Here is a 26248-nt window from a genome sequence, read left to right on the forward strand (position 1 = left end):
GAGGTTGCTGTGCAGCTGGTCGACGCCCATTGTCATTTTGACTTTCCGGAGTTCGACGACTGTCGCGACGGTGAGCTGGCGAAGGCACGGGCCTCTGGCCTGGTAGGTTTGGTTATCCCCGGGGTCCGTCGGTCCGACTGGTCCCGGGTGCGCGATACCGCCGTGGCTTTTCCGGAAGGAGCTTATTGCCTGGGTATCCATCCCTGGTACGTCGGCGAGCATGATGCCGGCGACCTGGAATTGCTTGAGCAGTTGGCCAATGACCATCCTGAGCGTTTTCTTGCTATCGGTGAGTGCGGGCTGGATCGGCTTCGCGGCACGATGGCAGAGCAGTGGCCCTGGTTCGAGGCACAAGTCGGACTCGCGGCGCGATTGGATTTACCCCTGGTGATTCATTCGGTTCGCACCCACGACGAGATTCACGGTGCGTTGCGCCGCCTCAACTGGAATGGGCCTGCGCTGGTCCACGGCTTTTCCGGCAGTTTTCAGCAGGCGGAAAAGCTGGTGGCGCTGGGTTGCTCGATAGGTGTCGGTGGAGTCATTACCCATCCACGGGCGCGCAAGACCCGGGACGCGGTAGCCCGGCTGCCGCTGGAGGCGCTGGTGCTGGAAACCGATGCGCCCGATATGTCGCCCCAGGGTGTGGATGCCGGGCGCAATTCGCCGGCCAATCTCGGGCAGATCCTGAGCGTGCTCGCCGAGTTGCGGGGCATGTCAGAGCAGGCGCTGGCGCCAATTCTGTTGGATAACGTGGCCGCGCTATACCGCTGGCGACCCGGTGACATCCCTTTGGCATAGGGGAATAACGAAACACCGAGGGTCAGGGTTGGCATTCTTTGGTGGTTCGAGTATACTTCGCGCCCTGGCTTTTCAAGGCGATGTCACTGTCTCAGCCCCGAACGGTGTCACTGCCACAGTAATTACAGGTACAAATCTCTCCCGGAACCAAGCTATTCGGGTGGAGGTTTTAACGTTTCTTATATAGCGTTCAAGGCGGAATCAATGAAGACTCTGAGTGCGAAACCAGAAACAGTAAAACGTGACTGGTACGTTGTAGACGCAGCCGGCAAGACGCTGGGTCGTCTGTCAACCGAAATCGCCCGTCGTCTGCGGGGCAAGCATAAGCCTGAGTATACCCCTCATGTAGACACTGGCGATTACATTGTAGTTATCAATGCTGGCCAGGTCCGGGTTACCGGCAAAAAGGCATCTGACAAGATGTACTACAGTCACACTGGCTTTCCGGGTGGAATCAAGTCCATCTCTTTCGAGAAGCTGGTAGACAAGGCGCCTGAGCAAGTTATTATGAAGTCTGTCAAAGGCATGCTTCCGAAAGGCCCGCTCGGCCGCGCCATGTTCAAGAAGCTGAAAATCTATGCCGGCGCTGAGCATCCTCACGCAGCCCAGCAGCCCAAAGAACTCGACATTTAACGGAAGGCGGATATGTCTGTAGCACAAAATTACGGTACTGGTCGCCGCAAGACATCCACGGCTCGGGTTTTTATCAAGCCGGGAAGCGGTAACATCTCTATCAACGGTCGCACTATTGAAGATTTCTTCGGTCGTGAGACTTTGCGCATGATCGTTCGTCAGCCGCTGGTTGTTGCGGAATCGGCTGATCGTTTCGATATCAACATCACCGTTAAAGGTGGTGGTATTAGCGGCCAGGCCGGCGCTATTCGCCACGGTCTGACTCGTGCGCTGATGGATTATGACGAAACACTACGTCCGGCTCTGCGCAAAGCGGGTTACGTTACCCGTGATGCTCGTGAAGTCGAGCGTAAGAAAGTGGGTCTGCGTAAGGCGCGTAAGCGTCCTCAGTTCTCCAAGCGTTAATACCGCTGGAGCAGAACCCGAAAAACCCGGCCAATTGGTCGGGTTTTTTTATGCCCGTTTTCCGAGCAAGCCAGCTAAGCTGGAGTGGGGAACGGCCGCCGATAGCGGCTTTCCGACTTGTAAGCACATGGTAATTTCATTACCATTTGGTCGCTTATATTTTTGGGTTGTGAAGTCCTTTTAGATGCACATTGCCAGCTGTGTTGCGGGCTGTGACATCGCCTGATGGGAGAAAACCATAATGAGTAATGGCGACGTGAGCCAAGGCCGGCGCCGGTTTCTGATTGGCGCTACAGCAGCTGTCGGCGGGGTTGGCGTTGTTGGTGCGGCGGTTCCTTTTCTGGGGTCATGGAATCCCAGCGCAAAGGCCGAAGCGGCCGGCGCACCGGTAACTGTCAATGTCAGCAAGCTGGAACCAGGTCAACAGATTACCGTCGAATGGCGTGGAAAGCCGGTGTGGGTTATCCGCCGGGATAAGGCGATGCTCGATAATATTGAAAAACTGAATGAGACGGTGAAAGACCCTCAGTCAGAAACGCCGCAGCAGCCACCTTATATTGAGGGAATCTATCGCGCACTCAAGCCGGAAATCGCGGTCATTGTCGGCTTGTGTACCCATTTGGGTTGTGTGCCTTCCTATCGTCCGGAAGTTGCTCCGGCAGATCTTGGCGAGGACTGGCTCGGCGGTTTGTTCTGCCCCTGTCACGGCTCCAAGTACGATCTTGCCGGTCGAGTCTATGACGCACAGCCAGCGCCCTTGAACCTAGAGGTTCCCCCGTATCGTTACGACGATGATACGACCCTCACGATTGGACTTGATCCGGAGGCGGCGTAATGAACAAGTTGTTGAACTGGGTAGACGAGCGTCTGCCCGTTGTTGATGCTTGGAACAAGCACGTAGGCAAGTACTACGCGCCCAAGAACTTCAACATGTGGTACTTCTTCGGCTCACTGGCCATGCTGGTGCTGGTTAACCAGCTAATCACCGGTATCTGGCTGACCATGAGCTACAACCCTTCGGCCGAGGGGGCGTTTGCGTCCGTTGAATACATCATGCGTGATGTCGAGTGGGGTTGGCTGCTGCGCTACCTGCACTCCACCGGCGCTTCTGCGTTCTTCATTGTCGTCTATCTGCACATGTTCCGTGGTCTGATGTACGGCTCGTATCAGAAGCCCCGTGAGCTGATCTGGATCTTCGGCATGCTGATCTATCTGATGCTGATGGCGGAAGCCTTCATGGGCTATCTGCTGCCTTGGGGGCAGATGTCCTACTGGGGTGCTCAGGTCATCGTGAACCTGTTCGGTGCTATTCCGGTCATCGGTGAAGACCTGTCCTTGTGGATTCGCGGTGACTACCTGATTTCAGGTATCACTCTGAACCGCTTCTTCGCCCTGCACGTTGTAGCCCTGCCAATCGTGTTGCTGGGTTTGGTAGTGCTGCACATCCTGGCGCTGCACGAAGTGGGTTCGAACAACCCTGATGGTATCGATATCAAGAAGAACAAGGACGAGAACGGCAACCCCAAAGACGGTATTCCGTTCCATCCTTACTATACTGTGCACGATTTATTGGGTGTGGCAGTGTTCTTCTTTATTTTCTTCGTGGTGGTGTTCTTCTTCCCGGAGGCGGGTGGTCTGTTCATCGAGAAGCCCAACTTTGAGCCGGCGAACGCGCTCAAGACGCCGGATCACATAGCGCCGGTCTGGTACTTCACGCCGTTCTACGCAATGTTGCGTGCGGTTACGGTCGACCTATTTGGTCTGCCGGCCAAGTTCTGGGGTGTGGTTGTCATGGGTGGCGCCATTGCTATCCTGTTCGTACTGCCATGGCTGGATCGCAGCCCGGTTCGCTCCATGCGATACAAAGGCTGGATGAGCCGCGTCGCGCTTGCCATCCTGGTTGTCAGCTTTGTGGTGCTGGGTTACCTGGGATTGGTGCCGGCCACAGAAGGACGTACCACCGTCGCCCAGATCCTGACTGTGCTGTACTTCCTCTACTTCATTCTCATGCCGTTCTACACGCGTATGGAAAAAACCAAGCCAGTGCCAGAGAGGGTGACAGGATAATGAGAAAGCTGATTTTTGGTCTTTTCATCGCAATCCTGCCAGCCCTCGGGCTGGCTGCCGGCGGCGGTGTTCCGCTCGATAACATCGAGACGGACCACACCGACAAGGCATCTTTGCAGCGTGGTGTGGCTCTGTTCACCAACTACTGCATGGGCTGCCACTCCATGGAGTACGCCCGTTATAAGCGGGTGTCCGATGACCTGGAGATTCCTGTCGAGCTGTACGAGGAGAATCTGATTTTCACCGGTGCAAAGATCGGTGAGCTGATGAAGAACTCCATGAACAAGGATATGGCAGCGGACTGGTTTGGCGCACCGCCACCGGATCTGACTCTGGAAACCCGCCTGCGTGGCGAGTCCTGGGTGTACTCCTATCTTCGTGGGTTCTACAAGGACGACAGCCGTCCGCTGGGCGTGAATAACGTGGTCTATGCCAATGTTGGTATGCCTCACGTTATGGTGGGTCTGCAGGGGTTGTGCGCGGTAGAGCCGAAGATCGGTGTCGATGCCAGTGTCGAGCCGTTGAGCGGTAACATCAACAACGCTGACGTCTGCCCGGAATACGCTATCGAAGGCAGCATGTCTGCTGCTGAATTCGACCAGGCAATGTACGACCTGACCAACTTCATGTCTTACATGGGCGACCCCATACGGGTAGAGCGCGAGCGTTTGGGCGTATTCGTTCTAATCTTTGTCGCGATCTTCTTCGTCTTTGCCTATCTGCTCAATCGTGAGTACTGGAAGGACGTGCACTAAGAAATAGGGTATAATCCCGTTTCCCGATTTCCAGTGGGCATTAACCGGCCCACTGGAATTTTGCGTTTTTTCGGAATCATTTCGGTTTGTTTACTCGTGAGGTAGTTTTATGGGCGTTGTGACCAAGCGGTCATCAATGACGTTTTTCTCGGATCCGGTCAGCCATTACAGCCACAGAGTGCGTATTGTTCTGGCAGAGAAGGGTGTTACCGTCGACATTGTGGACGTGGATCCTGATAACCCGCCGGCTGAGTTGGCGGACACGAATCCATACAACGCCTTGCCTACGCTGGTCGATCGTGATCTGGTGCTGTACGAGCCCAACATCATGATGGAGTATCTGGACGAGCGTTTCCCGCATCCTCCGTTGTTGCCGGTATACCCGGTGGCTCGCGCTAACAGCCGTCTGATGATTCACCGTATCCAGCGCGACTGGTGTGGTCTGGTTGATCAGATCGTGGCCCAGCCGAATGCCAAGGCCTCAGATGCCGCTCGTAAAGAGCTGCGCGAGAGTCTGCTGGCGACTGCGCCGCTTTTTGGTGAAATGCCGTTCTTCCTGTCTGAAGAATTTACCATCGTCGATTGCTGCATCGCCCCGATCCTGTGGCGTCTGCCGGCGCTCGGTGTGGATCTGGACGACAAGCAGGCGCGTCCGCTGCATAAGTACATGGAAAGCATCTTCAGTCGTGAGGGCTTCAAAGCCAGCCTTTCTGACCTCGAAGAAGACATGCGCAGCTAAACGGTCGACACCCGCTATACCGGTCCAGGAGATTGGCAGTGCCTGATAACAGTATCACCATGACATCGAGCCGTCCGTACCTTGTCCGGGCCTTCAACGAGTGGATTCTGGATAACGACTGTACCCCGTACATCGTAGTGGATGCCGGAGTTCAGGGCGTTCAGGTTCCCACTGAGCACGTTGCGAACGGTCAGATCGTGTTGAACATCAGCCCGGGGGCAGTTCGAGGTCTGGTGGTCGGTAACGGTGCCCTTGAGTTCAGTGCGCGCTTTGGTGGTGTGCCGATGCAGGTGTTCATTCCTCTGCAGGCGGTCATGGCCATATACGCCAAGGAGAACGGTGAGGGTATGGTGTTTGGCAGTGAGCCGGGCTCTCCAGATCCGGACGGCACCACCGACAAGGGCGATTCCGGCCCAGGTGGAGAGGATCGGCCATCAGGCCGGCCTACGCTCAAGGTTGTGAAATAGCGAATCGATCGTCAAAAAAGCCAGCAATTGCTGGCTTTTTTTATCCCCCGAATAGTTTGCTGTCAATCAATCCGCACAGGGCGTTGATGATGACCATCAGCAGCGGTGTTGCCTCGGTGGGCGAGAGGTTGTTGAGGGCGATTTCATGGTCTTCCGGGTGCATCAGGGAGGTGATGTCGGATTTCTCCCGCGCGCTCAGCACCACCACATTCATCTCGCGATCGTGGGCAGCCTGAATAGCCTGAATCAGGTTGGCCTTGTGTCCGTCGTCAACAATGACAAACAGCAGGTCGCCAGGCTTGCCAATGGCACGCACCTGGCGCGAAAAGGTATCGTTGAAGCGGTTATCCCGGCAAATCGCCGAGTACGTCGTCGCGTCCGCGCCCAGGTTAATGGCGGGCAGTGCCGGGCGATCCTGGTCAAATCGGTTCAATAGCGCGGTGCAGAAATACTGGGCCAGAACGTTGGCATTTCCGTTGGCGCAGGTGATGATCTTGCCATCCTGAAGCAGTGCGTTGACGAAGGCATCGGCGACTTCCTCGATGGCGGGCCCAGCCGTACTGGCCGCCTGCGCTGTCTGCTCCATGTGGCTGGCGAACCATTGGTTGATCTGGTGTTCGGTGTCCGTCATTACGTGTGTTTACCCTGCGTCAATTGCGTTCTTAATCCATTGTACCCGGTATCTTTTTACGGTTCCCGGGCTGATGGCGATAACATCGATGCGGCTCAGGCAGTCCCATTGGCCATGGCGATGGAGGTAAAAGGCCGCCGCCTGCCGGACTCTGCGCTGTTTTTGAGGGGTGATGGAGCTGGCCGGGTCGGCGAGACTGCCGGGTCCGCGATAGCGCACCTCGAAAAACACCAGTGTTTCTCCGTCCTGCCCGATCAGGTCGATCTCGCCACCGCGGCTGTGGACATTGCGGGCAATGATTCGCACGCCGCGACCAGTCAGGTATCGTGCGGCAACGCCCTCGTAATGGTTGCCTACTGCTTTGTTGCCGTCCATGGCAAAAACAATCCGTTGTCTGGTGTTTTACTCGCCCTGAACCGGTGAGCCGAGAGTTCCCTCTTCAGCCGTTTCAGGTTCAGTAGCCTCGAGCTCTGGTAGCAGTTCCGGGCGGCCATTGCGGAATTGGGCCCAGAGTTGCTCCCGATGAATGCTGCCGTCGTCGGTCATGCTCAGTTCGCCGGTCTGGCCGTCGATGGTTGCCGACTTCACCTGGCGTAAAAGAGGTAGGCGTTTGCTCAACTGCCAGGCGTCGGCCCCCATGGCAAACAGGCGGCCCAGTTGGCCCTGAGTGCCGGATAAGTGTTTGTTGGCTTCGGCTTGCAGCTTGTTGTCCTTGGCCAGGGTCCAGGGGGTATCGGTAAAGATCACCTGATCCAGGTCACGATCCCGGGCTGGATCGGGATTGCCCTCGTAAACGATTGACGGTGAATACACCGGAAGATCGCCGCCAAAGTAGTAGGCAAACAGGGGTTTGAACTGGCGGGCAATGGTCGGCTCGGCGACCATGATGATGGCTTCGGCATCTTGCCGGCGCCGGGGCTCGAATTCCACGTCCAGGCCGATGGTACGCTCCACCTGGATTGCCCGGTCCCGGGACACGCTGATACCCAGCAAGTCGGCGGTGACCGCGCGCAGATTGTCATCCCGGAAGAAGCGTTCGATGTCCAGGGCCCGGCTGCCGTTTTCGGCCATCCGCTGATTCAGGGCCGCTTCAACCCGGTCGCCCCATTCGCCCTGGGGAATCAGGACCAGGGCATGATGAATGTCCTTTGCCTTGAGTCGGTCCGCAATCTGGCGGGCCTCATCTTCGGCTGACAGGCCAAACTGGTACAGACCCTCGGGCGCTTTCTTGCCTGCGGGCAGGTAGTTCAGCCCCAGTGCCGGAACCGGAAGGGTGTTCATTGCGCTCAGGGTGGTCAGTGCTTCTTTCTCGAGCGGTCCGACGATCAGGTCAACGTTCTCTCCGGACAACTTGCCGTAAAGTTCCTTGAACGGCGTGCTCGAGGTATCAACCACCCGGATCTCGGTGGCGTCGCGGTCTACGGACGGATCTTCGTAGTAGGCGGCAATAAAACCGTCACGGATCGCCTTGCCTGCGGCGCCCAAGGGGCCGGTCAGCGGCAACGCGAGTGCAATCTTTTCAGGGCGACTTTCCGCCAGGCTGGCAATCAGCTGCAACTCTGATGGTAAAACCTGGGCTGCCGGGTGTCCGGGCCAGTTGTTTTGCCAGTTCCGAATGGTCCGGCCCTGCTGGTCGAACTCGATGCCGGGCGCGCGCACGGTCATGGCCAGTTCCAGCCAGCCTTGTGCTTCGTAGCCGATAGCTTCGCTGTTTGCGCTTTCCAGTGTCCGATCCGGCACGGTCTTCAGTTGCTGCCAGATCTGATCATGCAGCTGCTGCGGATTCGCCTGGCTGTCCGTCTGGGTTAGCAAGATCAGGGTCATGGCTGCGGGCAGCGGCTCGCCGGCCAGGGTGTAGGTCTCGGCCTGCAATCGCGCCGCCCGGTTCATCAAGTCCGGGCTGTACTCGGTGATGCTGTCCGGAGACAAGCCGGCAGCGAGAGTGCTCGCCCAGTCGCTGTCGTCCAGGGCGGTGGCGCTTGCCATAGCCAGCAGTCGTTTCTGGCTTTTCAGCGCCGGTGCCGGTTGCGTTAACTGTTGGCTTTGCAGTAGCGTTCGCGCGGCCTCATGGTTGCCTTGATCCTGAAACCGACTGGCAATACGCAGCAGATAGCGTTGCGCGGTTTCGCGATTGTCTTCCTGGCCGGCAAGCTCCAGCGCCTGCTGCGGGCTCTGGGCAACGTGGGACTGAAGGTTTACGCTGGCACAACCGGCGGACAACAGGGCCACGGCAAAGACGGTGGCGAGGGCTCGGTGGTTGACGGAATTTTTGATCATGGCAAGCTCGAACTACTCCGGATAAATGGGCTTGTGGCGCCGATCTGACGGTGGCAAGTTTAACAGCTCCGGGGTTAATTCACATGACGTAAGTGTCATCGTGCAGGCATCAGTGACAATGAGGCATAGAATTTGAAATCTGAGGGTAGGGAGTCGGTGTCCGAAGCCGGCAAAAAAGAGAAGGCTCAAGGCGTTCTCTATATTGTGGCGACACCCATTGGCAATCTGGACGACCTGTCTTCTCGTGCCGTGTCCGTGCTGAACAGGGTTGATGTGGTGGCCGCCGAGGACACTCGTCACAGTGGTCGGTTGCTGCAGCACCTGGGGTTGCACAAGCGCCTGATTGCGCTGCACGACCACAACGAGCGTGACCGGGCTGGAAGTTTGCTGGAGGAGCTGGAGGCGGGCCGCAGTGTCGCGCTGATTTCCGATGCCGGTACACCGCTCATTTCGGACCCGGGTTATGTGCTCGTCCGTGAAGCCCGCAGTCGCGGTCTCAAGGTTTCTCCTATTCCCGGGGCCTGTGCTCTGGTGGCGGCTCTCAGTGCTGCCGGTCTGCCCACCGACCGCTTTCTCTTCGTCGGGTTTTTGCCGGCCAAGCGCTCCGGTCGGCGCGCCGCTCTGGAGCAGCAGGTTCGGGAGACGGCGACTCTGGTGTTCTACGAATCGCCCCACCGAATTCTGGATGCTGTGAGTGATATTGCGGCGGTGTTTGGCGAGGAGCGGGAAGTTGTCCTGGGTCGTGAGCTGACCAAGGCCTTCGAGACCTTTTATTCGGGCAGCGTCGCTGAGGTGTTGGCAACCCTTGAGGCCGATCCGCACGGCACCAAGGGGGAGTTCGTGGTGATGATTCACGGTGCGGAGCCGGTGACCAGTGACGAAGACGCCGGGGCTTTGGACGTTGATCACCTGCTTAGACTGCTGTTGCCCGAATTGCCAGTTAAGAAGGTGGCCAAGCTGGTGGCTGAACTGAGTGGGCGGCCAAAGAATGAGCTTTATCAGCGGGCGCTGGAGCTGAAATAGGCATTTCTACGCCGGCACTTTTCCTTGCATGGCCTGTGGCGCAGGAGTATGGTCTCGACCGAGCTCGCCAGACAGTCGCCGCCGGTGTTTCACCGGGGGAGGAAAGTCCGGGCTCCGCAGGGCAAGGTGCCAGGTAACGCCTGGGCGGTGAGAGCCGACGGAAAGTGCAACAGAAAGTAGACCGCCTAAGCGCCTTCGGGCGCCGGTAAGGGTGAAACGGTGCGGTAAGAGCGCACCGCGTGACTGGCAACAGTTCACGGCGATGGTAAACCCCACCTGGAGCAAGACCAAATAGGAATCCAATGGCGTGGCCCGCGCTGGATTCGGGTAGGTTGCTTGAGGTCTGTGGTGACGCAGACCCTAGATGAATGACTGTCCACGACAGAACCCGGCTTATCGGCGAACTCATTTCTCTTCTTCTTATAACAGGTGCCGCCAAAGGCGGCACCTGTTATATCCAAAGATTCTCAAACCTAACTTGCCTTCTTCAGACTTTTTTGCAGGTACTTGATTTTCCTTCTTTTCTTAATCGTAATCTCGGCGCCTCCTCAGATCACTCGCTGTAACCTCTTGTCATAAAAGGAACTTTTACCAGTACGACGCTGTTCGCGGCGCTTGCATTGTGTATTGCGTGTTTCTATAGTGTGCATAAGTGGGAAAAAGTGGTTAGTAGTGGTTTTTTGTGGTTTTCAGGCCCTCAGAGACGGCGTAAATGAGCAATTTTCTTGGCAGTCATGCCATCAATATGGATGCGAAGGGTCGCCTAGCGATCCCCGCCAAGCTGCGCGAAGAGCTCGCGCAGCTCTGTGGTGGGCGCATTGTATTGACGGCCAATGCCGATGAAGAGAGGTGTTTGCTGGTTTACCCCGAGCCCGAATGGGAGGCGCTGCGCCCCAAGATTGAAGCGCTGCCCAACATGAATAAGGCGGCGCGCCGGTTGCAGCGATTGCTGCTTGGTAATGCTGCGCCCATGGAGCTGGACTCCGCGGGGCGTATCCTGATTCCACCGACACTGAGAAGTTACGCTCATCTAGAGAAGAAACTGATGTTGATTGGTCAGGGTAAAAAACTGGAGCTGTGGAGTGAGGAGCGCTGGCTTGCCTGGCTCGATGAATCCTCCGACGATGATGATATGCCCCCTGAGATGGAGGCACTTTCCCTATGACCTCCGGACGCAAGCAGAAGTCCGGGGCTGCGTTCTCGCATCGCTCGGTACTTCTGGATTCGGCGGTCGACTACTTGGTCAATGATCCCGAAGGCACCTATGTTGATGCCACCTTTGGTCGTGGTGGCCACAGTCGGTTGGTTTTGGGGCGCTTGAGTGAGCAGGCGCACCTGCTGGGCATTGATAAAGACCCGGAGGCCATTCGGGTAGCCGAGGAGCTGGCCACTGAAGATTCCCGGTTTTCCTGGTTTCACGGCTCGTTCGCGGATCTGGACGTGGCGCTCGAGCGGCAGCAGTGGCCGGCCGTCAATGGCGTTTTGATGGATCTCGGTGTGTCGTCGCCGCAGCTGGATGACGCCTCGAGGGGCTTCAGCTTCATGCGTGATGGCCCACTGGATATGCGGATGAATCCGCAGCAGTCCCCGAGCGCGGCGGAATGGCTGGCCGAGGCGGACGAAAAGGACATTGCCGATGTCATCTATCGATACGGCGAGGAGCGTTTCTCCCGCCGTATCGCCCGTTTGGTGGTGGCACGCCGTCAGGAAGAGGCGATTGAAACCACTCGCCAACTCGCTGAATTGGTGAGCGAGGCTGTACCCAAGAAAGAAAAGCATAAGCACCCGGCGACCCGGACTTTTCAGGCTATCCGGATTTTCATCAATCGGGAGCTCGAGGATCTGGAAGTAGGGTTGAAGGCTGCCGTCGATCGGCTCGCGCTCGGTGGTCGGTTGGTGGTGATTAGTTTTCATTCCCTGGAAGACCGGGTGGTGAAGCGGTTCATGCGTGATCTGGCGCGCGGCCCGCAACTGCCGAAAGGCATTCCGGTGACTGCCGATCAGGAAGCTTCGGCATTCCGCCTGATTGGCAAGGCGGCGAAAGCCGGTGCAGACGAAGTTGGCGACAATGTCAGGGCCCGGAGCGCCGTCATGCGCGTTCTGGAACGAATTGATTCAGATAATAAGCCGAAAGGGAGCGCCTAATCATGGGTGCGGTAGCAATCGAACAACCAGTTAAAGCGGCCAAACTCAACAAGCAGCGGATGCGCGTGGGTGTTGCCACAGCTGTGCGGATTTCCCGGCAGGTTTTTGATGCCACCCGGCAGCGTAACGTCATGATTTCCATGGCACTGGTGACGTTGCTGGTGGCCTCATCCATTGGCGTTGTGGTCAGCGCCCATGAGAACCGGGAATTATTTAACACGTTGTCCCAGCTGCAGGGTGAGCGCGACCGCTACCAGCAGGAGTGGAGTCAGCTGCTGCTGGAGCAGAGTGCCTTGAGCGCCCATGGTCGAGTGGAAAAACTCGCAGCAGAGCGGTTCGGGATGGTCGTTCCGGGGCGCCAGGATATCGTTCTGGTGCCACTGATGTCGCCGGCGTTGGCGCACTAATACACGATAATAACAACCGTCAGGGTGATTGATTTGTCCGGTCAGGAAACGCAGAAAACATGGAGCCAGCGATTGGCGTCCGGCCTTAAGGCCTGGCGCTATGGCTCCGTGCTGGGCGTTTTCTTGCTGGTGATCGTGGCTCTGGGCTGGCGCTTGGTTGACCTGCACGTGGTCGATAACGATTTCCTGCGTAAGCAGGGTGACGTTCGAACCATTCGCGTCGAGTCCATTGATGCCCATCGCGGCGTTGTCTCTGACCGCTATGGTGAGCCGCTGGCAATCAGTACGCCGGTGCAGACCCTGTGGGCCAACCCGTCTGAGATGGATGCCGATGAGGCCCGCCTGACTAACCTTTCCCGGCTGCTCAATATCAGTGAGGCCCGTCTTCGTGAACGGCTGCAAACCTACGTCGATCGTGAGTTCATCTACCTGCGTCGGAAGGTTCAGCCTGGTCTTGCCAAAGAAGTCATGGCATTGGATATCGACGGAGTTTATTCCCGTCAGGAGTACCGGCGTTATTATCCGGCCGGGGAAGTGACCGCTCACATCGTTGGCTTTACCAACATTGATGAGCGTGGCCAGGAAGGCATGGAATTGGCCTACAACCAATGGCTGTCCGGTGAGTCAGGTCGCAAGCGGGTGCTCAAGGACAACCGTGGTCGCGTCATCAAGGATCTGACTCTAATTCGAGATGCCAGCCCTGGCCATAACCTCCAGCTCAGCATTGACCTTCGTCTCCAGTATCTGGCCTATCGCGAACTCAAGGCCGTGGTTCAGGCGCACAGTGCCAGGGGCGGAACCCTGGTGATGCTGGATGTGGACACCGGGGAAGTGCTGGCGATGGTGAATCAGGGCTCCTATAACCCCAATGATCGCAGTCAGCTGGCCCCGGAAAATCTCCGGAACAAGGCTATTACCGATCTGTTCGAGCCGGGCTCAACCATGAAGCCTGTTGCCATGGCGGCGGCACTCGAAACCGGAGACTATTCCACTAACACCACCATTGATACGTCGCCGGGTTATCGCCGGTTTGGCCGTTTCACCATTCGGGATCATCGCAACTACGGCGTGATCAGTCTGACCGATATCATTGCTAAATCCAGCAACGTCGGCATTAGCCGGATCGCCACCGACATTGGTGGTGACACCATCCGCAATTTATACAGCCGACTGGGAATTGGACAGCCAACCGGCATCGGCTTCCCGGGCGAGGCTGTCGGTGTATTGCCGTCGCCGCCCAAATGGCGTCCGGTTGAGGAAGCCACGCTGTCCTACGGCTATGGGCTGAGTGTTAATGCCCTGCAGTTGGCTCAGGCTTACATGGTGATCGCCAATGGCGGTGTTCGCTATCCCCTGAGCCTGATTAAGCTGGACCGGGAACCTGAGGGGCAGAGGGTACTCTCAGAGAAGGTGACCTATGAGGTTCGGAACATGCTTCGGGAAGTGGTTTCCCGTGGCAGCGGTAAGCGCGCTCAGCCGGGCTTTTATACTGCTGGCGGCAAGACCGGAACGGTTCACCTGGTTGGAAAACAGGGTTACGAAGATAGCCAATACAAAGCAATTTTTGCTGGCATGGCTCCGATCGATAACCCCCGAATTGTCACGGTTGTAGCCGTGGATGCGCCTCAGTCCGGCGAATATTACGGTGGTGAAGTTGCTGCGCCGGTATTCGCCCGGGTCATGAGTGACGCACTGCGACTGTTGAATGTGAAGCCTGAACTGGAAGTCGGTGGCGCGAATGCGCCGGTGAAGACAGCCGGGGAGCGAGGGTAAGCTTATGTGCATCACATCACTCAGCACGCTGTTACAGGGAATTGTGTCCGTGCCGTCGGTGTTCGACGTGACCATTCACGGGCTCAAAACGGACAGCCGAACGGTAAAGTCCGGGGATGCCTTTGTTGCTCTCGCTGGCGCCACGACGCCTGCGGATCATTACATTGAACAGGCCATTGCCGCAGGCGCGACGGTGGTATTGCTGGAATCGTCTGAGTCGGGCGAATGTTCGGAATTTCAGGGTGCCTTGCTGGTGCCGGTGGTCGGCCTGCGCGACCGTCTGGGCGAGATCGCCGATCGGTTCTTTGAGCACCCGTCCCAGCGTCTGCGCCTGATTGGCGTGACCGGCACCAACGGCAAGACGTCGGTCAGCCAATACATTGCGGCGCTGCTAAAAGATACCGGAACGCCTTGCGGTGTACTGGGGACGCTCGGTTACGGCATGCCCGGTGCGTTGCAGCCTGCTACCCACACCACGCCCGACGTCGTGCAGACCAACCGGATGCTGTCACGCATTCTGGCTCAGGGTGGTCGTGCTGCGGTGATGGAAGTGTCCTCCCATGCCCTGGATCAGGGCCGGGTCGATGGCCTCACTATTGTGGCAGGAGTGTTTACCAACCTTACCCGTGACCACCTTGATTACCATGGTTCCATGGAAGCCTATGGCGAAGCCAAGGCACGCCTGTTTGACCGGGAAGCCGTACACGTCTCGGTGATCAATTTTGACGACCCGTTTGGTCGGCAGCTCTATGACCAGCTCGACGGCCAGTGCGACCGGGTTCGCTACAGTCTCCACGAGGCCCAGACCGAACTCTGGCTGAAATCCTTCCGGGCCACTGATGAAGGCTTCGAGGCGACCGTGGATGGCCAGTGGGGATCGTTCGACATTACCGTTCCCCTGATGGGCAGCTTTAACGCCAGCAATGTCCTGGCAGCCATGGCAACCGTGCTGAGCTTGGGCGTGCCCGTTGAGCGCGTGCAGCAGGCGGTGAGTGGCCTGGTGCCACCGCCAGGCCGGCTGGAAAAGTTCAGCGGCGCCAATGGCGTCCGGGTTGTAGTCGATTACGCCCACACCCCGGATGCGCTGGCCAACGCACTGGCGGCCCTGCGCCCCCACGTGACCGGGCGCCTGATCTGCGTGTTCGGTTGTGGCGGTGACCGCGACAGTGGCAAGCGCCCGGAAATGGCGCGTGAAGCTGAGGCCCGGGCCGACATTGTCATTGTTACTGACGACAACCCGCGAAGCGAAGATCCTGCCGTGATCGCCAATGACATCGTGGCCGGTTTTTCTGCCCCAGTCCGGGCGTCGGTGATTCACGACCGGTCAGAAGCCATCCAGACAGCGATAAAAATGGCCACGCCGGACGATCTGGTTCTGATCGCCGGGAAAGGCCACGAGGCCTATCAAGAAGTGGCCGGGCAGAAAATTCCGTTCAGCGACGCAGAGCAGGTTCAGCATGGCTTGAACCTGAATGGTGGTGTGGCATGATGCGCGCCTTCTCGCTGGCGGAAGCCCGGCAGTGGACCGGTGCTGCCTGCACCCGTTCAGGGCTCGAGGGAATCCTGTTTACCGGGGTTTCCACGGACACCCGCTCAATTGGACCGGGGCAACTGTTCGTCGCCTTGCGTGGTGATAATTTTGACGGTCACGGTTTTCTGCAGATGGCCCGTGATTGTGGCGCGGTGGCCGCGGTTGTGGATGAGGCCGATGCCACCGTCGACCTGCCGCAACTGGTGGTGGCCGATACCGTTGACGCTCTGGCCCAGCTGGCCGGCGGCAATCGAAACGAAAGCAACGCCCGATTGGTGGCCGTGACCGGCAGCAGTGGCAAGACCACGGTTCGGGAAATGACCGCCGCAATCCTGGCGCAACTGGGGCCGACATTGGCCACCAGTGGCAACCTGAATAACCACATTGGTGTGCCGCTGACCCTGTTTGGACTGGCGCCGGAGCACCGTTATGGCGCCATTGAGCTGGGTGCCAGCGGGCTGGGCGAAATCGCGCACACTGTCGCCATTACCCGGCCCCACGTTGTGATGCTCACCAACGCAGGTTCGGCGCACCTGGAAGGATTTGGCAGCTACGAGAACATTGTCCAGGCCAAGGGCGAAATTATCGAAGGTGTCGAAGATGGCGGCTTGGTAGTGCTGAACCGGGACGACCCCGCCTTCGACCAATGGCGGGCACGGGCAGGGCATCGCCGCGTGGTCAGTGTCAGCCGGGAAGGGATCATAGACGCCGATTACGGCGTTAAAGCCGTTCAATCGCAGGCGTCCGGCCAGTCGTTCCAGATTGTTGGGCCGGACGGGTGGAGTTGCACCGTCGGCCTGGCGCTTGCGGGTGAGCACAACCAGACCAACGCCATGCTGGCCATTGCCGCCGCCCGGGAGTTGGGTGCTGATGATCAGGCCATCGTCGCAGGATTAGCGGCGTTAGCGCCGGTTAAGGGCCGCCTGCAGAATATCGAACTGGCGCCGGGACTGACCGTTATTGATGACAGTTACAACGCCAACCCGGCATCCATGAAGGCAGCACTCAGTGTCCTGGCCAAGCAGGCGGGCGAACGCATCGCCGTGTTCGGCGCCATGGCCGAACTGGGCCCGCAGGCCAGCGCCCTGCACCGGGAAGTGGGTGAATTCGCCCGTACTGAACAGATTGAACGTTTGCTGACCGTTGGCCCCGGTTGTGAAGGCTATGCCGAGGGCTTTGGTGCAGCGACAGAGATATATCAGACCCACGAAGACGCCGTTAACGCTGTGATCAGCGCGAAGCAGTCGCCGCTGACGGTGTTGGTGAAGGGGTCCCGCAGTTCTGCCATGGATCGCGTGGTAGAGGGAATTAAAGACAAGGTGAATAACTCATGCTGCTCTGGCTGACAGAGGTTCTATCACAATATTTCTCGGCACTGACCGTGTTTCAGTACCTGACCCTGCGCGGGATTCTGGGTACGCTCACGGCGCTGCTGATCTCACTGATCATCGGACCGGTGATGATCCGCAAGCTGAGCCAGTATCAGATCGGCCAGGCGGTGCGCGACGATGGCCCGCAAACTCATCTGAGCAAGGCTGGCACGCCGACCATGGGTGGTGCCCTGATCCTGGTGGGTATCGGCATCAGTACGCTGCTGTGGGCCGATCTCAGCAACCGTTACGTCTGGATCACCCTGCTGGTCACTCTGCTGTTCGGGGCCATTGGCTGGGTCGACGACTACCGCAAGGTTGTGGAGCGTAACCCCCGTGGCCTGCCCGGGCGCTGGAAGTACTTCTGGCAGTCGGTTATTGGTGCTGCGGCCGCCATCGCTTTGTTTTTAAGCTCGTCGATGCCGCAGGAAACCTCCCTGTACGTGCCGTTCGTCAAGCAGGTGTCGCTGACGCTGGGTCCGGTCATTTTCATCCTGCTGACTTACTTTGTCATCGTCGGCAGCAGTAACGCGGTGAACCTCACCGACGGCCTGGACGGCCTGGCGATCATGCCCACGGTGATGGTGGCGGGTGCCCTGGGGATTTTTGCGTACCTGTCCGGTCACGCTCAGTTTGCCGATTACCTGCTCATTCCCCACCTGCCAGGCACCGGCGAACTGATTGTGTTCTGCGGTGCGATCGTGGGTGCCGGGCTCGGTTTCCTATGGTTCAACACCTATCCGGCCCAGGTCTTCATGGGCGATGTCGGCGCCCTGGCTCTCGGCGCTGCGCTGGGTGTGGTTGCAGTGGTGGTCCGTCAGGAAATCGTGCTGTTCATCATGGGTGGCGTGTTCGTCATGGAGACGGTGTCGGTGATCCTGCAGGTGGCTTCGTTTCGCCTCACCGGTCGACGGATCTTCCGCATGGCACCGTTGCACCATCATTTTGAATTGAAAGGCTGGCCAGAACCGCGGGTAATCGTGCGGTTCTGGGTAGTCACCGTAGTTCTGGTCCTGATTGGCCTGGCCAGTCTGAAGATACGCTAAGGGTTTGCATCGCATATGAGCGTCATTGTTTCGGATCGTCGCACACTGGTAGTAGGGCTCGGTAAAACCGGGCTCTCCTGCGTGCGCTATCTGTCCGAGCAGGGCCGTGACATCACGGTCGCCGACAGTCGCGAAGCGCCTCCCGGCCTGGACGAGTTGCGCGCAGGCTGGCCAGATGTGCCGGTGCACCTGGGGCCGTTCGATGCAGAGCTGTTCTCCGGCTTCAACGAACTGGTTGTTAGCCCCGGGATCGACATTGCAGAGTCTGCGATCAAACAGGCTGCACAGGCCGGCGCCCGAATTCGGGGCGATATTGACTTGTTCGCCGAAGCTGCGGATGCGCCGATCGTGGCTATCACAGGCTCCAATGGGAAAACCACGGTTACCACCTTGGTTGGTGAGATGGCCCTGGCAGCGGGTCGCAAGGTCGAGGTGGGCGGCAATATCGGCACGCCGGCGTTGGATCTGCTTGGCCGTGGCGCTGACCTGTACGTATTGGAGCTATCCAGCTTCCAGCTGGAAACCACCGAGGGTCTGCATGCACTGGCGGCCACTGTGCTGAATGTCAGTGACGACCACATGGATCGGTACCCGAACAAAATGGCTTATTTCCAGGCCAAGCAACGGATCTTCCAGGGCTGCAAAACCGCCGTAGTGAATCTGGACGATGCCTTGAGCACGCCCATGGCTCGGGAAGGGTTGCAGTTCATCTGCTATGGATTCCACCGGGTCAATCCGGAGACCTTCAGTACCCGCGACGACGACGGCGGAACCTGGGTGACCTTCGGCTTCGATAACCTGGTGCGAACCAATGAGCTGTCGCTCATGGGGAGCCATAACGTCAGCAATGTGATGGCGGCCCTAGGTCTTGGCCGTGCCGCCGGACTGCCGATGGATGTGATGCTCGAGGTGGCGCGCAAGTTCGGCGGCCTGCCGCATCGCTGCGAGTTTATCCGCCAGGTGGCCGGTGTTGACTACATCAACGATTCAAAGGGCACCAATGTTGGCGCCTCTGTGGCAGCAATTGAAAGCCTGGCGCCGGAACAGGGCAAGGTGGTGCTGATTGCCGGAGGCGATGGAAAGGGTGCAGATTTCGCGCCATTGCAAGCACCGGCACTGATGAACTGCCGGGCGCTAGTGCTGATTGGCCGCGATGCCGGGCTGATTGCCGACGCCGTCGGCACCGGTGTTGAGTGTCATCAGGTCAAGACGCTGGCGGACGCGGTATCAACCGCAGGCAAACTGGCCCAGGCTGGCGACTGTGTGCTGTTTTCACCGGCCTGCGCCAGTTTCGATATGTTCCGGGATTACCTTGATCGCGGTGAACAGTTCCGTGCATTGGTGGAGGCGCTCTGATGCAGACCGGATTCGCCGTACCAAACCGACATCAGTGGCTGGGTGAAATCCAGCCGCTGCCGATGCTGGTGATCAGCTCGGTGGCTCTGCTGGTGATGGGGGTGGTGATGATTTCCTCCGCCTCCATGGACATGGCGGCGGAGACCATGGGTAACAGCTACCACTATGTCATCCGCCAGTTGTTGTTTGCCGCGATGGGCTGCGGCATGGCCCTGGTGGCGGTGAATGTGCCGGTTGCCTGGTGGGAGCGCAGCGGCTGGCTGCTGCTTGGGGTTGGGCTACTGGCCCTGGTGCTGGTGTTGACGCCGCTGGGGCGGACCGTCAACGGCTCCACCCGCTGGATCCCGTTTGGCCTGTTTAACGTGCAGGTCTCGGAAGTTGCCAAGCTGTGCCTGATCGCCTATCTGGCAGGATACGTAGTGCGCCGCCGCGACGAGCTGTTGAACACCTGGCCGGGCTTTCTCAAGCCCTTGGTCGTGCTGGGGGTTGCCTCGGTTTTGCTGGTTATTCAGCCGGATTTCGGTGCCACCGTGGTGCTGGTATCGGCCGCCGCCGGCATGATTTTCCTCAGTGGCGTCCGGCTCAGCCGATTTGTGCCGCTGATTGTGATTCTGGTGGTGCTGGGCTCACTGCTGGTGCTGACCCAGCCCTATCGATTGAAGCGGGTGGTGAGCTATCTCGACCCCTGGAAGGATCAGTTCGACAGCGGCTATCAGCTGACTCAGTCGCTGATCGCGTTTGGTCGGGGAGACTGGGGTGGTGTCGGGCTCGGCAACTCGATCCAGAAATTGTTTTATCTGCCTGAGGCCCACACGGACTTCGTGTTTGCGATCATCGCCGAGGAATTTGGTCTGTTGGGATCGTTGATCGTGCTGGCTCTGTTCACTCTGCTGGTCGTCAGTGGCTTCGTGATTGCCCGCCGGGCAGAGAAGGCAGATATGCCCTTTGGCGCCTGCTTTTCCTATGGCATTACGTTGCTGATTGGTCTGCAGGCAACCATCAACATTGCAGTCAGTACCGGCATGCTGCCGACCAAGGGCCTGACCCTGCCACTGGTGAGCTATGGCGGTTCCAGTTTGATGATTGTGTGCGTGAGTATTGGCGTTCTGGCTCGAGTCGAGATGGAGCGTCTGGATAAGGTGCGCCTGGCCGGCGAGAAGTCCGGTCGCCGAGCTCGGGGAGGGGCTGCCTATGAGTGAGCAGCGTCGGTTCCTGATGATGGCCGGTGGCACCGGAGGCCACGTGTTTCCCGCGCTGGCCACGGCCAGGGCGCTCGAAGCACAGGGCCACCAGGTGTACTGGCTGGGCGCCAGTGGTGGCATGGAACAGCGGCTGATCGGCGATACCGATATCCCGCTGTCGCTGATTCACGTTTCCGGGCTGCGCGGCAAAGGCAAGCTGGCGTTGCTGAAAGCACCGTTCCGCCTGATGCGGGCATTGGGAGAGGCGTTCACGATCATGCGCCGGATTCGCCCCCATTGCGTGGTTGGCATGGGTGGTTTCGTCACCGGCCCGGGCGGCGTTGCCGCCTGGCTGACCCGGACACCGCTGGTGATTCATGAGCAGAACGCGGTTGCCGGAATGACCAACCGGATTCTGGTTCGGTTTGCAGAAACGGTGCTTGAGGCTTTCCCAGGCAGTTTCGGTAACGGTGTGGTTACCCGCTGCACGGGCAATCCGGTGCGCCAGGATCTGGCCCGGCTGCCAACCCCGGAAGACCGCATGACCGAACACGAAGGAGCGCTGCGGGTACTTGTTGTGGGTGGCAGTCTCGGTGCCGAGGTGTTTAACCGGCAAGTGCCGGAAGCGCTGGCGGCAATGGCTGAGGCTGACCGTCCGGTCATCCGTCACCAGTGCGGTGAAAAGAATATGGAGGCGGCCCGGTCCGCCTATGAACAGCAGGGGCTGGATGTGAATGTCGAGCCCTTTATCAAGGATATGGCCGAGGCGTATGCCTGGGCCGATGTGGTGCTTTGCCGTGCTGGAGCGCTGACGGTGTCTGAGCTGTGCGCGGCTGGGGTTGGAGCGATTCTGGTGCCTTTTCCCCACGCGGTTGATGACCATCAGACCAAGAACGGTCAGCAAATGGTTGCAGCCGGCGCGGCGGTACTGATTCCCCAGACCCGGCTGACCCCGGACAACCTGGCAGAGACACTGGCTGATTTAGGACGCGACCGGACCCGCGTAATCAACATGGCGAAGGCCGCGCGCACGTTGGCCCGCCCCGATGCAACGGAGAGAGTTGTGAATTATTGTCTGGAGGCCGCCAATGGCTGACCCAACTAATCCGCCGCTGGTTTACCAGGTGCCGGAAATGCGCCGTATCCGCCACATCCATTTCGTGGGTATTGGTGGCGCCGGTATGAGTGGTATCGCAGAAGTGCTCAAGAACCAGGGCTACGACGTTTCAGGTTCTGATCTGAAATCCGGCGCGGTCACCAAACGCCTGGAGGCCATGGGTATTGAAGTACACATTGGCCACCGGGCCGAGAACAGTGGCAAGGCCGATGTGGTGGTCGTATCCACCGCGGTATCAGCGGACAACCCGGAAGTGGTTGCTGCCCGCAGTCGCCGGGTGCCGATCGTGCCGCGGGCGGAGATGCTCGCCGAAATCATGCGCTATCGCCATGGCATTGCGGTGGCAGGCACTCACGGCAAGACCACAACCACCAGCCTGATTGCCTCGGTGCTGGGCGAAGCCGGGCTGGATCCCACCTTTGTTATTGGTGGCAAACTCAACAGCGCCGGCACCAATGCCCAGTTGGGCGGTTCCCGTTACCTGGTAGCGGAGGCCGATGAGAGCGATGCCTCGTTCCTGCACCTGACGCCAGTGATTTCGGTGGTGACCAACATCGAAGCCGATCACATGGACACCTACGGTGGTGACGTCGAGAAGCTGAAACAGACCTTCGTCGATTTCCTGCACAACCTGCCGTTCTATGGTGTTGCGGTGATGTGTGTGGACGACGGCTACGTGCGCGAAATCATACCGCGTATTTCCCGCGCCATTATCACCTATGGCATCGACAATCCGGAGGCGGATTACCGCGCGGAACAGATTCAATCCGACGGCCTGCGTACCCGCTTTGTGGTGAAGCGCCCCAGTGGCCGGTCCGATCTGGCGGTAGAGCTGAAAATGCCGGGTCGCCACAACGTCCTGAATGCGGTAGCGGCGATTGCCGTCGCCACCGACGAGGGTGTGGACGACGCCGCCATCTGTCAGGGCCTGGCAGGTTTTGCTGGTGTCGGGCGCCGGTTCCAGGTCTACGGCGATTACCAGACACCGAAGGGCAACATCACCCTGGTGGACGATTACGGCCACCATCCGACCGAGGTTGAGGCGGTCATTCGCGCTGCCCACGATGCCTGGCCGGGTCGTCGTCTGGTGATGCTCTATCAGCCCCATCGCTACAGCCGCACCCGCGATTTGTATGAAGACTTCGTGCGGGTGCTGTCCGAGGTCGACGGCCTGTTGCTGATGGACGTCTATTCGGCAGGCGAGCAAGCCATTCCCGGCGCTGACGGGCGAGCGCTGTGCCGCAGCATCCGGCAGCGGGGCAAGGTAGAGCCGATGTTTGTGGAAGACAACAACGAAATTGAAAGCCTGTTAGCGAATGTGCTGCAGGACGGCGACCTGCTGATGACCCAGGGCGCCGGAGATATTGGTGGTGTGGCAGCCAGATTGGCCGCAGCAGGAGTAATTGCTAGTGAGTGACATGCAACATTCCGAACCCCAGCCCTATCAGGCGCCCCCTGAGCTCGTGCGCGAGCTGGGGCGCGTGGCCGTATTTATGGGAGGCGATTCCGCCGAGCGTGACGTGTCCCTGAAAAGCGGGAAAGCGGTGCTGGCGGCGCTGGTATCAGCCGGCGTTGATGCCTTTGCCGTCGATGTCCGTGGTTGCCTGTTGAAGACCGTGGAAGAGCCGGACTTTGATCGGGTCTTCATCGCCCTGCACGGGCGTGGTGGTGAGGATGGCACGCTCCAGGCGATTCTCGACCAGGCTGGGATCCCGTACACCGGCAGTGAAGTGCTGGCGTCGGCACTGGCCATGGACAAGCTGCGCACCAAGTACGTGTTCGAAGGCTGCGGTCTGCCGACGCCGAAGTTCCGCACCATGTCGTCCGCCGATGAGGCGGAGCAGATCGTGGCGGAGCTTCGCGCACCCTTGAGCGTGAAGCCGTCTCGCGAGGGTTCAAGTATCGGCATCCGTAAGGTCAACACTGCCGAAGAGCTGGTGGAAGCCTACGAGGAAGCCGAGGCGCTGGACACCCTGGTGTTGGTGGAAGAGTGGATTGAAGGGCCGGAGTTTACGGTCAGCCTGCTTCAGGATCGGGCATTGCCGGCCATTGGCTTGAGCACGGATCACGTGTTTTACGATTACGACGCGAAATATCTGGCCGACGACACCCGCTACCGGATTCCCTGTGGCTTGGCGCCCGACGACGAGATCCGTCTGCAGCAGCTGGCACTGGATGCGTTCCGGGTGGTGGGCTGCCGGACATGGGGGCGTGTCGACATCATGCAGGACGGCGACGGCCAGTTCTGGTTGCTGGAAGTGAATACGGTGCCGGGTATGACCGATCACAGCCTGGTGCCGATGGCGGCCAGGGCGGCGGGCATCAGCTTTGAGGAGCTGGTGGTCCGGATTCTCCATGACACGCTGGTCTCTGACACCCAGGCCTCTAACCCCCAGGAGGGTAGCGATGCTTGAAACACTGCTGATCCGGAGTCGGGCGGAACCGTCCGATCCCCCGCGGCGCCGGGGGGCTACGTCCCTCGGTCCGGAGCGGGACCGGTTTGGCGTGTTGAAAGCAGTGCTGGCCACCGTGCCCTGGTTGCAGGTGGGCATGGGGGCGGTGATCGTACTGCTCGCAGCGTTAGTGCCATGGGGCACTGGCAAGGTGCTGGGCGCCATGGATCAGCAGATTCTGGCAGTCGATGTGAAGGGCGAGTTGGTGGGTGACAGCAAGGTCGCGATCGAGCGTGCTGCCGGTAACTGGATTGGCAAAAGCTATTTCGCCACTGACCTGTCGGAGATCAAGGAGAGTCTGGAGCGGCGGCCCTGGGTTGAGTCAGCTGCGGTGCGCCGGGTCTGGCCGGATCGGCTGGCCATCGACATTCGCGAAAAGAAGCCGTTGGCCTACTGGACCGATGGCCGGCTGGTCAGCCGCACCGGCGAGCTGTTTCTGCCGCCCAACCCGGAAGTGGCAGGCCGTCTGCCGAAGCTGGCAGGGCCCGATGAACGGGTTCGGGATGTTATTCGCATGGCTCAGACCATGAGCGAAGACTTGGTCGGCCATGGCCTCAACTTCGCGGGCCTGTCGCTGGAGCAGCGAGGTGCCTGGACCCTGCAGCTGGCCAATGGCATCGAAGTGGTGCTGGGCCGGGATCAGGTCGAGCAGAGATTCGAACGGTTTATCACAGTTTATGAAACCCGACTGGCGTCACGGTCGGACGAAGTCAGTCGGGTCGATGCCCGCTACACCAACGGTGTGGCAGTGCAATGGAAGGCGGCAGAAGCCACTTCCGGCCCGAAATCATAGCAACGGTTAATTCAGACCACGGTTTGGTGAGATACATGTCATCGGTTGAAACGGAAAACATGATTGTCGGCCTCGATATCGGAACATCCAAGGTTGTTGCGATAGTCGGCAAGCGCAAGATGGACGGCACCATTGAGGTGGTGGGCATTGGTTCCCACCCTTCACGGGGGCTCAAGCGTGGGGTGGTGGTCAACATCGAAACCACCGTCCAGGCCATCCAGCGTGCGGTGGAAGAGGCTGAGCTCATGGCGGGGTGCCGTATTCACTCGGTGTATGCCGGCATTGCCGGTAGCCACATCAAGAGTCTGAACTCCCATGGCATTGTCGCAATTCGCGATCGTGAAGTGACCCAGGCTGATATCGATCGGGTCATCGATGCCGCTCAAGCAGTGGCCATCCCGGCGGATCAGAAAATCCTGCACATCCTGCCGCAGGAATTCGTGATCGACAGCCAGGAAGGCATCAAGGAGCCCATGGGCATGTCCGGTGTCCGGCTTGAAGCCAAGGTGCACCTGGTGACCTGTGCCGTTAACGCTGCCCAGAACATCGAGAAGTGCGTGAAGCGCTGCGGCCTGGAGGTGGATGACATCATCCTGGAGCAACTGGCTTCCAGTCACGCCATCCTGACCGAGGACGAAAAAGAACTGGGCGTTTGTGTCGTGGACATTGGCGGCGGTACTACCGACATCGCGGTATTCACCGGTGGTGCTATTCGCCACACCGCGGTCATCCCGATTGCCGGTGACCAGGTCACTAACGACATTGCCATGGCGCTGCGGACTCCGACGCAGAACGCCGAGGAAATCAAGATCAAGTATGCCTGTGCACTGACACAGCTGGCTGGTGCCGATGAGACCATCAAGGTTCCGAGCGTTGGCGATCGTGCGCCCAGAGACCTGTCCCGTCAGGCTCTGGCGGAAGTGGTTGAGCCGCGCTACGAAGAGCTGTTCACGCTGGTCCAGTCCGAACTGCGCCGGTCGGGGTTCGAAGACATGATCCCGGCAGGCATCGTTATCACGGGCGGTTCTTCCACCATGGAAGGTGTGGTGGAACTGGCCGAGGAAATCTTCCACATGCCGGTAAGGCTGGCCTGTCCGCAGGCGGTCTCGGGTATGACGGAAGTGGTCAACAACCCGATATACGCCACCGGCGTCGGGTTGCTGATCCATGGCTTCCGCCAGATGGATCTGGGGCGGGCGCCGGTGCTCAAGGGTGAAGATGCACCCTCGCTGTTTGAGCGCATGAAAGCCTGGTTTACGGGGCAATTCTGACCGCCAGGAA

The 26248-nt window shown here is 59.1% G+C and carries 26 protein-coding genes and 1 other RNA gene; 24 read left to right on the top strand and 3 right to left on the bottom strand.

Going from position 1 to position 26248, the window contains the following annotated elements; genetic code table 11:
- The first annotated feature begins 9 nt into the window (after positions 1 to 9).
- The 8 genes from QUE89_RS03815 (at position 10) to QUE89_RS03850 (ending at position 5864) form a co-directional block, all read left to right on the top strand.
- A complete protein-coding gene (locus tag QUE89_RS03815; protein ID WP_286221911.1) occupies positions 10 to 798 on the top strand; it encodes a TatD family hydrolase in 789 nt (262 codons plus the stop codon).
- Positions 799 to 1002: 204 nt separating this feature from the next.
- Positions 1003 to 1431 (top strand): 50S ribosomal protein L13, encoded by a 429-nt coding sequence (gene rplM / locus QUE89_RS03820; protein ID WP_286221912.1) that lies wholly within the window; start codon positions 1003 to 1005, stop codon positions 1429 to 1431.
- A gap of 12 nt (positions 1432 to 1443) precedes the next feature.
- The gene (gene rpsI, locus QUE89_RS03825) at positions 1444 to 1836 is read left to right on the top strand and encodes a 30S ribosomal protein S9 (RefSeq protein ID WP_041340250.1); all 393 of its coding nucleotides are present in this window, start codon (positions 1444 to 1446) and stop codon (positions 1834 to 1836) included.
- A 241-nt stretch (positions 1837 to 2077) separates the two neighbouring features.
- On the top strand, positions 2078 to 2671 hold the full coding sequence (gene petA, locus QUE89_RS03830; RefSeq protein ID WP_286221913.1) for a ubiquinol-cytochrome c reductase iron-sulfur subunit: 594 nt from the start codon (positions 2078 to 2080) through the stop codon (positions 2669 to 2671).
- Entirely contained in the window at positions 2671 to 3903 is a 1233-nt protein-coding gene (locus tag QUE89_RS03835) for a cytochrome b (RefSeq protein ID WP_286221914.1), read from the top strand. The genes petA and QUE89_RS03835 overlap by 1 nt, the downstream gene beginning before the upstream one ends.
- Positions 3903 to 4658 carry a cytochrome c1 gene (locus QUE89_RS03840; RefSeq protein WP_286221915.1) on the top strand — a complete coding sequence of 252 codons (756 nt, stop codon included), beginning with the start codon at positions 3903 to 3905 and terminating at the stop codon, positions 4656 to 4658. Before QUE89_RS03835 ends, QUE89_RS03840 begins: the two co-directional genes overlap by 1 nt.
- 109 nt (positions 4659 to 4767) lie before the next feature.
- Positions 4768 to 5397 carry a glutathione S-transferase N-terminal domain-containing protein gene (locus QUE89_RS03845; RefSeq protein WP_041340254.1) on the top strand — a complete coding sequence of 210 codons (630 nt, stop codon included), beginning with the start codon at positions 4768 to 4770 and terminating at the stop codon, positions 5395 to 5397.
- Positions 5398 to 5456: 59 nt separating this feature from the next.
- Complete coding sequence (locus QUE89_RS03850; protein WP_041343772.1) at positions 5457 to 5864, top strand: ClpXP protease specificity-enhancing factor; 408 nt, start codon at positions 5457 to 5459, stop codon at positions 5862 to 5864.
- Positions 5865 to 5904: 40 nt separating this feature from the next.
- Here the strand turns inward: QUE89_RS03850 and QUE89_RS03855 are convergent, their stop codons facing one another.
- Genes QUE89_RS03855 through QUE89_RS03865 form a run of 3 tightly spaced genes read right to left on the bottom strand, consistent with a single transcriptional unit; the run spans position 5905 to position 8772 of the window.
- Complete coding sequence (locus QUE89_RS03855; protein ID WP_138440950.1) at positions 5905 to 6495, bottom strand: D-sedoheptulose-7-phosphate isomerase; 591 nt, start codon at positions 6493 to 6495, stop codon at positions 5905 to 5907.
- Between the two features lie 9 nt (positions 6496 to 6504).
- Positions 6505 to 6870: a YraN family protein gene (locus tag QUE89_RS03860; protein WP_286221916.1), complete on the bottom strand. Its 366-nt coding sequence runs from the start codon at positions 6868 to 6870 to the stop codon at positions 6505 to 6507.
- Positions 6871 to 6897: 27 nt separating this feature from the next.
- Positions 6898 to 8772, bottom strand: a complete 1875-nt coding sequence (locus QUE89_RS03865) for a penicillin-binding protein activator (RefSeq protein WP_286221917.1) — start codon at positions 8770 to 8772, stop codon at positions 6898 to 6900.
- A gap of 132 nt (positions 8773 to 8904) precedes the next feature.
- On the opposite strand from QUE89_RS03865, the gene rsmI reads away from it, so the two are divergent.
- The 16 genes from rsmI (at position 8905) to ftsA (ending at position 26238) form a co-directional block, all read left to right on the top strand.
- On the top strand, positions 8905 to 9795 hold the full coding sequence (rsmI, locus tag QUE89_RS03870; RefSeq protein WP_286221918.1) for a 16S rRNA (cytidine(1402)-2'-O)-methyltransferase: 891 nt from the start codon (positions 8905 to 8907) through the stop codon (positions 9793 to 9795).
- 59 nt (positions 9796 to 9854) lie between these two features.
- An RNA gene (gene rnpB, locus QUE89_RS03875) (RNase P RNA component class A) lies at positions 9855 to 10207 on the top strand.
- 300 nt (positions 10208 to 10507) lie between these two features.
- The gene (gene mraZ, locus QUE89_RS03880) at positions 10508 to 10960 is read left to right on the top strand and encodes a division/cell wall cluster transcriptional repressor MraZ (protein ID WP_041340262.1); all 453 of its coding nucleotides are present in this window, start codon (positions 10508 to 10510) and stop codon (positions 10958 to 10960) included.
- Positions 10957 to 11940, top strand: a complete 984-nt coding sequence (rsmH, locus tag QUE89_RS03885; protein ID WP_286221919.1) for a 16S rRNA (cytosine(1402)-N(4))-methyltransferase RsmH — start codon at positions 10957 to 10959, stop codon at positions 11938 to 11940. The genes mraZ and rsmH overlap by 4 nt, the downstream gene beginning before the upstream one ends.
- A 2-nt stretch (positions 11941 to 11942) precedes the next feature.
- Positions 11943 to 12347 carry a cell division protein FtsL gene (gene ftsL / locus QUE89_RS03890; RefSeq protein WP_203301235.1) on the top strand — a complete coding sequence of 135 codons (405 nt, stop codon included), beginning with the start codon at positions 11943 to 11945 and terminating at the stop codon, positions 12345 to 12347.
- A 33-nt stretch (positions 12348 to 12380) separates the two neighbouring features.
- Positions 12381 to 14120 carry a peptidoglycan D,D-transpeptidase FtsI family protein gene (locus QUE89_RS03895; protein WP_286221920.1) on the top strand — a complete coding sequence of 580 codons (1740 nt, stop codon included), beginning with the start codon at positions 12381 to 12383 and terminating at the stop codon, positions 14118 to 14120.
- Positions 14121 to 14124: 4 nt separating this feature from the next.
- Positions 14125 to 15609 (top strand): UDP-N-acetylmuramoyl-L-alanyl-D-glutamate--2,6-diaminopimelate ligase, encoded by a 1485-nt coding sequence (locus tag QUE89_RS03900; RefSeq protein ID WP_286221921.1) that lies wholly within the window; start codon positions 14125 to 14127, stop codon positions 15607 to 15609.
- Positions 15606 to 16997, top strand: a complete 1392-nt coding sequence (locus QUE89_RS03905) for a UDP-N-acetylmuramoyl-tripeptide--D-alanyl-D-alanine ligase (RefSeq protein WP_286221922.1) — start codon at positions 15606 to 15608, stop codon at positions 16995 to 16997. Before QUE89_RS03900 ends, QUE89_RS03905 begins: the two co-directional genes overlap by 4 nt.
- Positions 16982 to 18067, top strand: a complete 1086-nt coding sequence (gene mraY / locus QUE89_RS03910) for a phospho-N-acetylmuramoyl-pentapeptide-transferase (RefSeq protein WP_041340272.1) — start codon at positions 16982 to 16984, stop codon at positions 18065 to 18067. Before QUE89_RS03905 ends, mraY begins: the two co-directional genes overlap by 16 nt.
- A 15-nt stretch (positions 18068 to 18082) precedes the next feature.
- Positions 18083 to 19423, top strand: coding sequence for a UDP-N-acetylmuramoyl-L-alanine--D-glutamate ligase (gene murD, locus QUE89_RS03915; RefSeq protein WP_286221923.1), 1341 nt, complete (start codon positions 18083 to 18085; stop codon positions 19421 to 19423).
- On the top strand, positions 19423 to 20622 hold the full coding sequence (ftsW, locus tag QUE89_RS03920) for a putative lipid II flippase FtsW (protein WP_286221924.1): 1200 nt from the start codon (positions 19423 to 19425) through the stop codon (positions 20620 to 20622). Before murD ends, ftsW begins: the two co-directional genes overlap by 1 nt.
- Positions 20615 to 21700, top strand: coding sequence for an undecaprenyldiphospho-muramoylpentapeptide beta-N-acetylglucosaminyltransferase (gene murG, locus QUE89_RS03925; RefSeq protein ID WP_286221925.1), 1086 nt, complete (start codon positions 20615 to 20617; stop codon positions 21698 to 21700). Before ftsW ends, murG begins: the two co-directional genes overlap by 8 nt.
- Positions 21693 to 23138 (top strand): UDP-N-acetylmuramate--L-alanine ligase, encoded by a 1446-nt coding sequence (gene murC, locus QUE89_RS03930; RefSeq protein WP_286221926.1) that lies wholly within the window; start codon positions 21693 to 21695, stop codon positions 23136 to 23138. The genes murG and murC overlap by 8 nt, the downstream gene beginning before the upstream one ends.
- A gap of 1 nt (position 23139) precedes the next feature.
- Positions 23140 to 24135 (top strand): D-alanine--D-alanine ligase, encoded by a 996-nt coding sequence (locus QUE89_RS03935; RefSeq protein WP_286222817.1) that lies wholly within the window; start codon positions 23140 to 23142, stop codon positions 24133 to 24135.
- The gene (locus QUE89_RS03940) at positions 24128 to 24967 is read left to right on the top strand and encodes a cell division protein FtsQ/DivIB (protein ID WP_286221927.1); all 840 of its coding nucleotides are present in this window, start codon (positions 24128 to 24130) and stop codon (positions 24965 to 24967) included. The genes QUE89_RS03935 and QUE89_RS03940 overlap by 8 nt, the downstream gene beginning before the upstream one ends.
- A gap of 35 nt (positions 24968 to 25002) precedes the next feature.
- The gene (gene ftsA / locus QUE89_RS03945; protein ID WP_203301245.1) at positions 25003 to 26238 is read left to right on the top strand and encodes a cell division protein FtsA; all 1236 of its coding nucleotides are present in this window, start codon (positions 25003 to 25005) and stop codon (positions 26236 to 26238) included.
- Positions 26239 to 26248 lie beyond the last annotated feature (10 nt).

It is taken from the genome of Marinobacter sp. LA51, from assembly GCF_030297175.1.
Taxonomy (GTDB): domain Bacteria; phylum Pseudomonadota; class Gammaproteobacteria; order Pseudomonadales; family Oleiphilaceae; genus Marinobacter; species Marinobacter apostichopi.

What these genes read in the sequence shown, in the direction of transcription:
- QUE89_RS03900 (WP_286221921.1), top strand. Translation starts at nt 14,125, where the DNA reads ATGTGCATCACATCACTCAGCACGCTGTTACAGGGAATTGTGTCCGTG.
- murC (WP_286221926.1), top strand. Translation starts at nt 21,693, where the DNA reads ATGGCTGACCCAACTAATCCGCCGCTGGTTTACCAGGTGCCGGAAATG.
- murD (WP_286221923.1), top strand. Translation starts at nt 18,083, where the DNA reads ATGAGCGTCATTGTTTCGGATCGTCGCACACTGGTAGTAGGGCTCGGT.
- QUE89_RS03850 (WP_041343772.1), top strand. Translation starts at nt 5,457, where the DNA reads ATGACATCGAGCCGTCCGTACCTTGTCCGGGCCTTCAACGAGTGGATT.
- ftsW (WP_286221924.1), top strand. Translation starts at nt 19,423, where the DNA reads ATGCAGACCGGATTCGCCGTACCAAACCGACATCAGTGGCTGGGTGAA.
- rsmH (WP_286221919.1), top strand. Translation starts at nt 10,957, where the DNA reads ATGACCTCCGGACGCAAGCAGAAGTCCGGGGCTGCGTTCTCGCATCGC.
- QUE89_RS03845 (WP_041340254.1), top strand. Translation starts at nt 4,768, where the DNA reads ATGGGCGTTGTGACCAAGCGGTCATCAATGACGTTTTTCTCGGATCCG.
- mraY (WP_041340272.1), top strand. Translation starts at nt 16,982, where the DNA reads ATGCTGCTCTGGCTGACAGAGGTTCTATCACAATATTTCTCGGCACTG.
- QUE89_RS03865 (WP_286221917.1), bottom strand. Translation starts at nt 8,772, where the DNA reads ATGATCAAAAATTCCGTCAACCACCGAGCCCTCGCCACCGTCTTTGCC.
- QUE89_RS03905 (WP_286221922.1), top strand. Translation starts at nt 15,606, where the DNA reads ATGATGCGCGCCTTCTCGCTGGCGGAAGCCCGGCAGTGGACCGGTGCT.
- ftsL (WP_203301235.1), top strand. Translation starts at nt 11,943, where the DNA reads ATGGGTGCGGTAGCAATCGAACAACCAGTTAAAGCGGCCAAACTCAAC.
- QUE89_RS03840 (WP_286221915.1), top strand. Translation starts at nt 3,903, where the DNA reads ATGAGAAAGCTGATTTTTGGTCTTTTCATCGCAATCCTGCCAGCCCTC.
- murG (WP_286221925.1), top strand. Translation starts at nt 20,615, where the DNA reads ATGAGTGAGCAGCGTCGGTTCCTGATGATGGCCGGTGGCACCGGAGGC.
- rplM (WP_286221912.1), top strand. Translation starts at nt 1,003, where the DNA reads ATGAAGACTCTGAGTGCGAAACCAGAAACAGTAAAACGTGACTGGTAC.
- QUE89_RS03935 (WP_286222817.1), top strand. Translation starts at nt 23,140, where the DNA reads ATGCAACATTCCGAACCCCAGCCCTATCAGGCGCCCCCTGAGCTCGTG.
- petA (WP_286221913.1), top strand. Translation starts at nt 2,078, where the DNA reads ATGAGTAATGGCGACGTGAGCCAAGGCCGGCGCCGGTTTCTGATTGGC.
- QUE89_RS03860 (WP_286221916.1), bottom strand. Translation starts at nt 6,870, where the DNA reads ATGGACGGCAACAAAGCAGTAGGCAACCATTACGAGGGCGTTGCCGCA.
- rpsI (WP_041340250.1), top strand. Translation starts at nt 1,444, where the DNA reads ATGTCTGTAGCACAAAATTACGGTACTGGTCGCCGCAAGACATCCACG.
- ftsA (WP_203301245.1), top strand. Translation starts at nt 25,003, where the DNA reads ATGTCATCGGTTGAAACGGAAAACATGATTGTCGGCCTCGATATCGGA.
- QUE89_RS03855 (WP_138440950.1), bottom strand. Translation starts at nt 6,495, where the DNA reads ATGACGGACACCGAACACCAGATCAACCAATGGTTCGCCAGCCACATG.
- mraZ (WP_041340262.1), top strand. Translation starts at nt 10,508, where the DNA reads ATGAGCAATTTTCTTGGCAGTCATGCCATCAATATGGATGCGAAGGGT.
- QUE89_RS03835 (WP_286221914.1), top strand. Translation starts at nt 2,671, where the DNA reads ATGAACAAGTTGTTGAACTGGGTAGACGAGCGTCTGCCCGTTGTTGAT.
- QUE89_RS03940 (WP_286221927.1), top strand. Translation starts at nt 24,128, where the DNA reads ATGCTTGAAACACTGCTGATCCGGAGTCGGGCGGAACCGTCCGATCCC.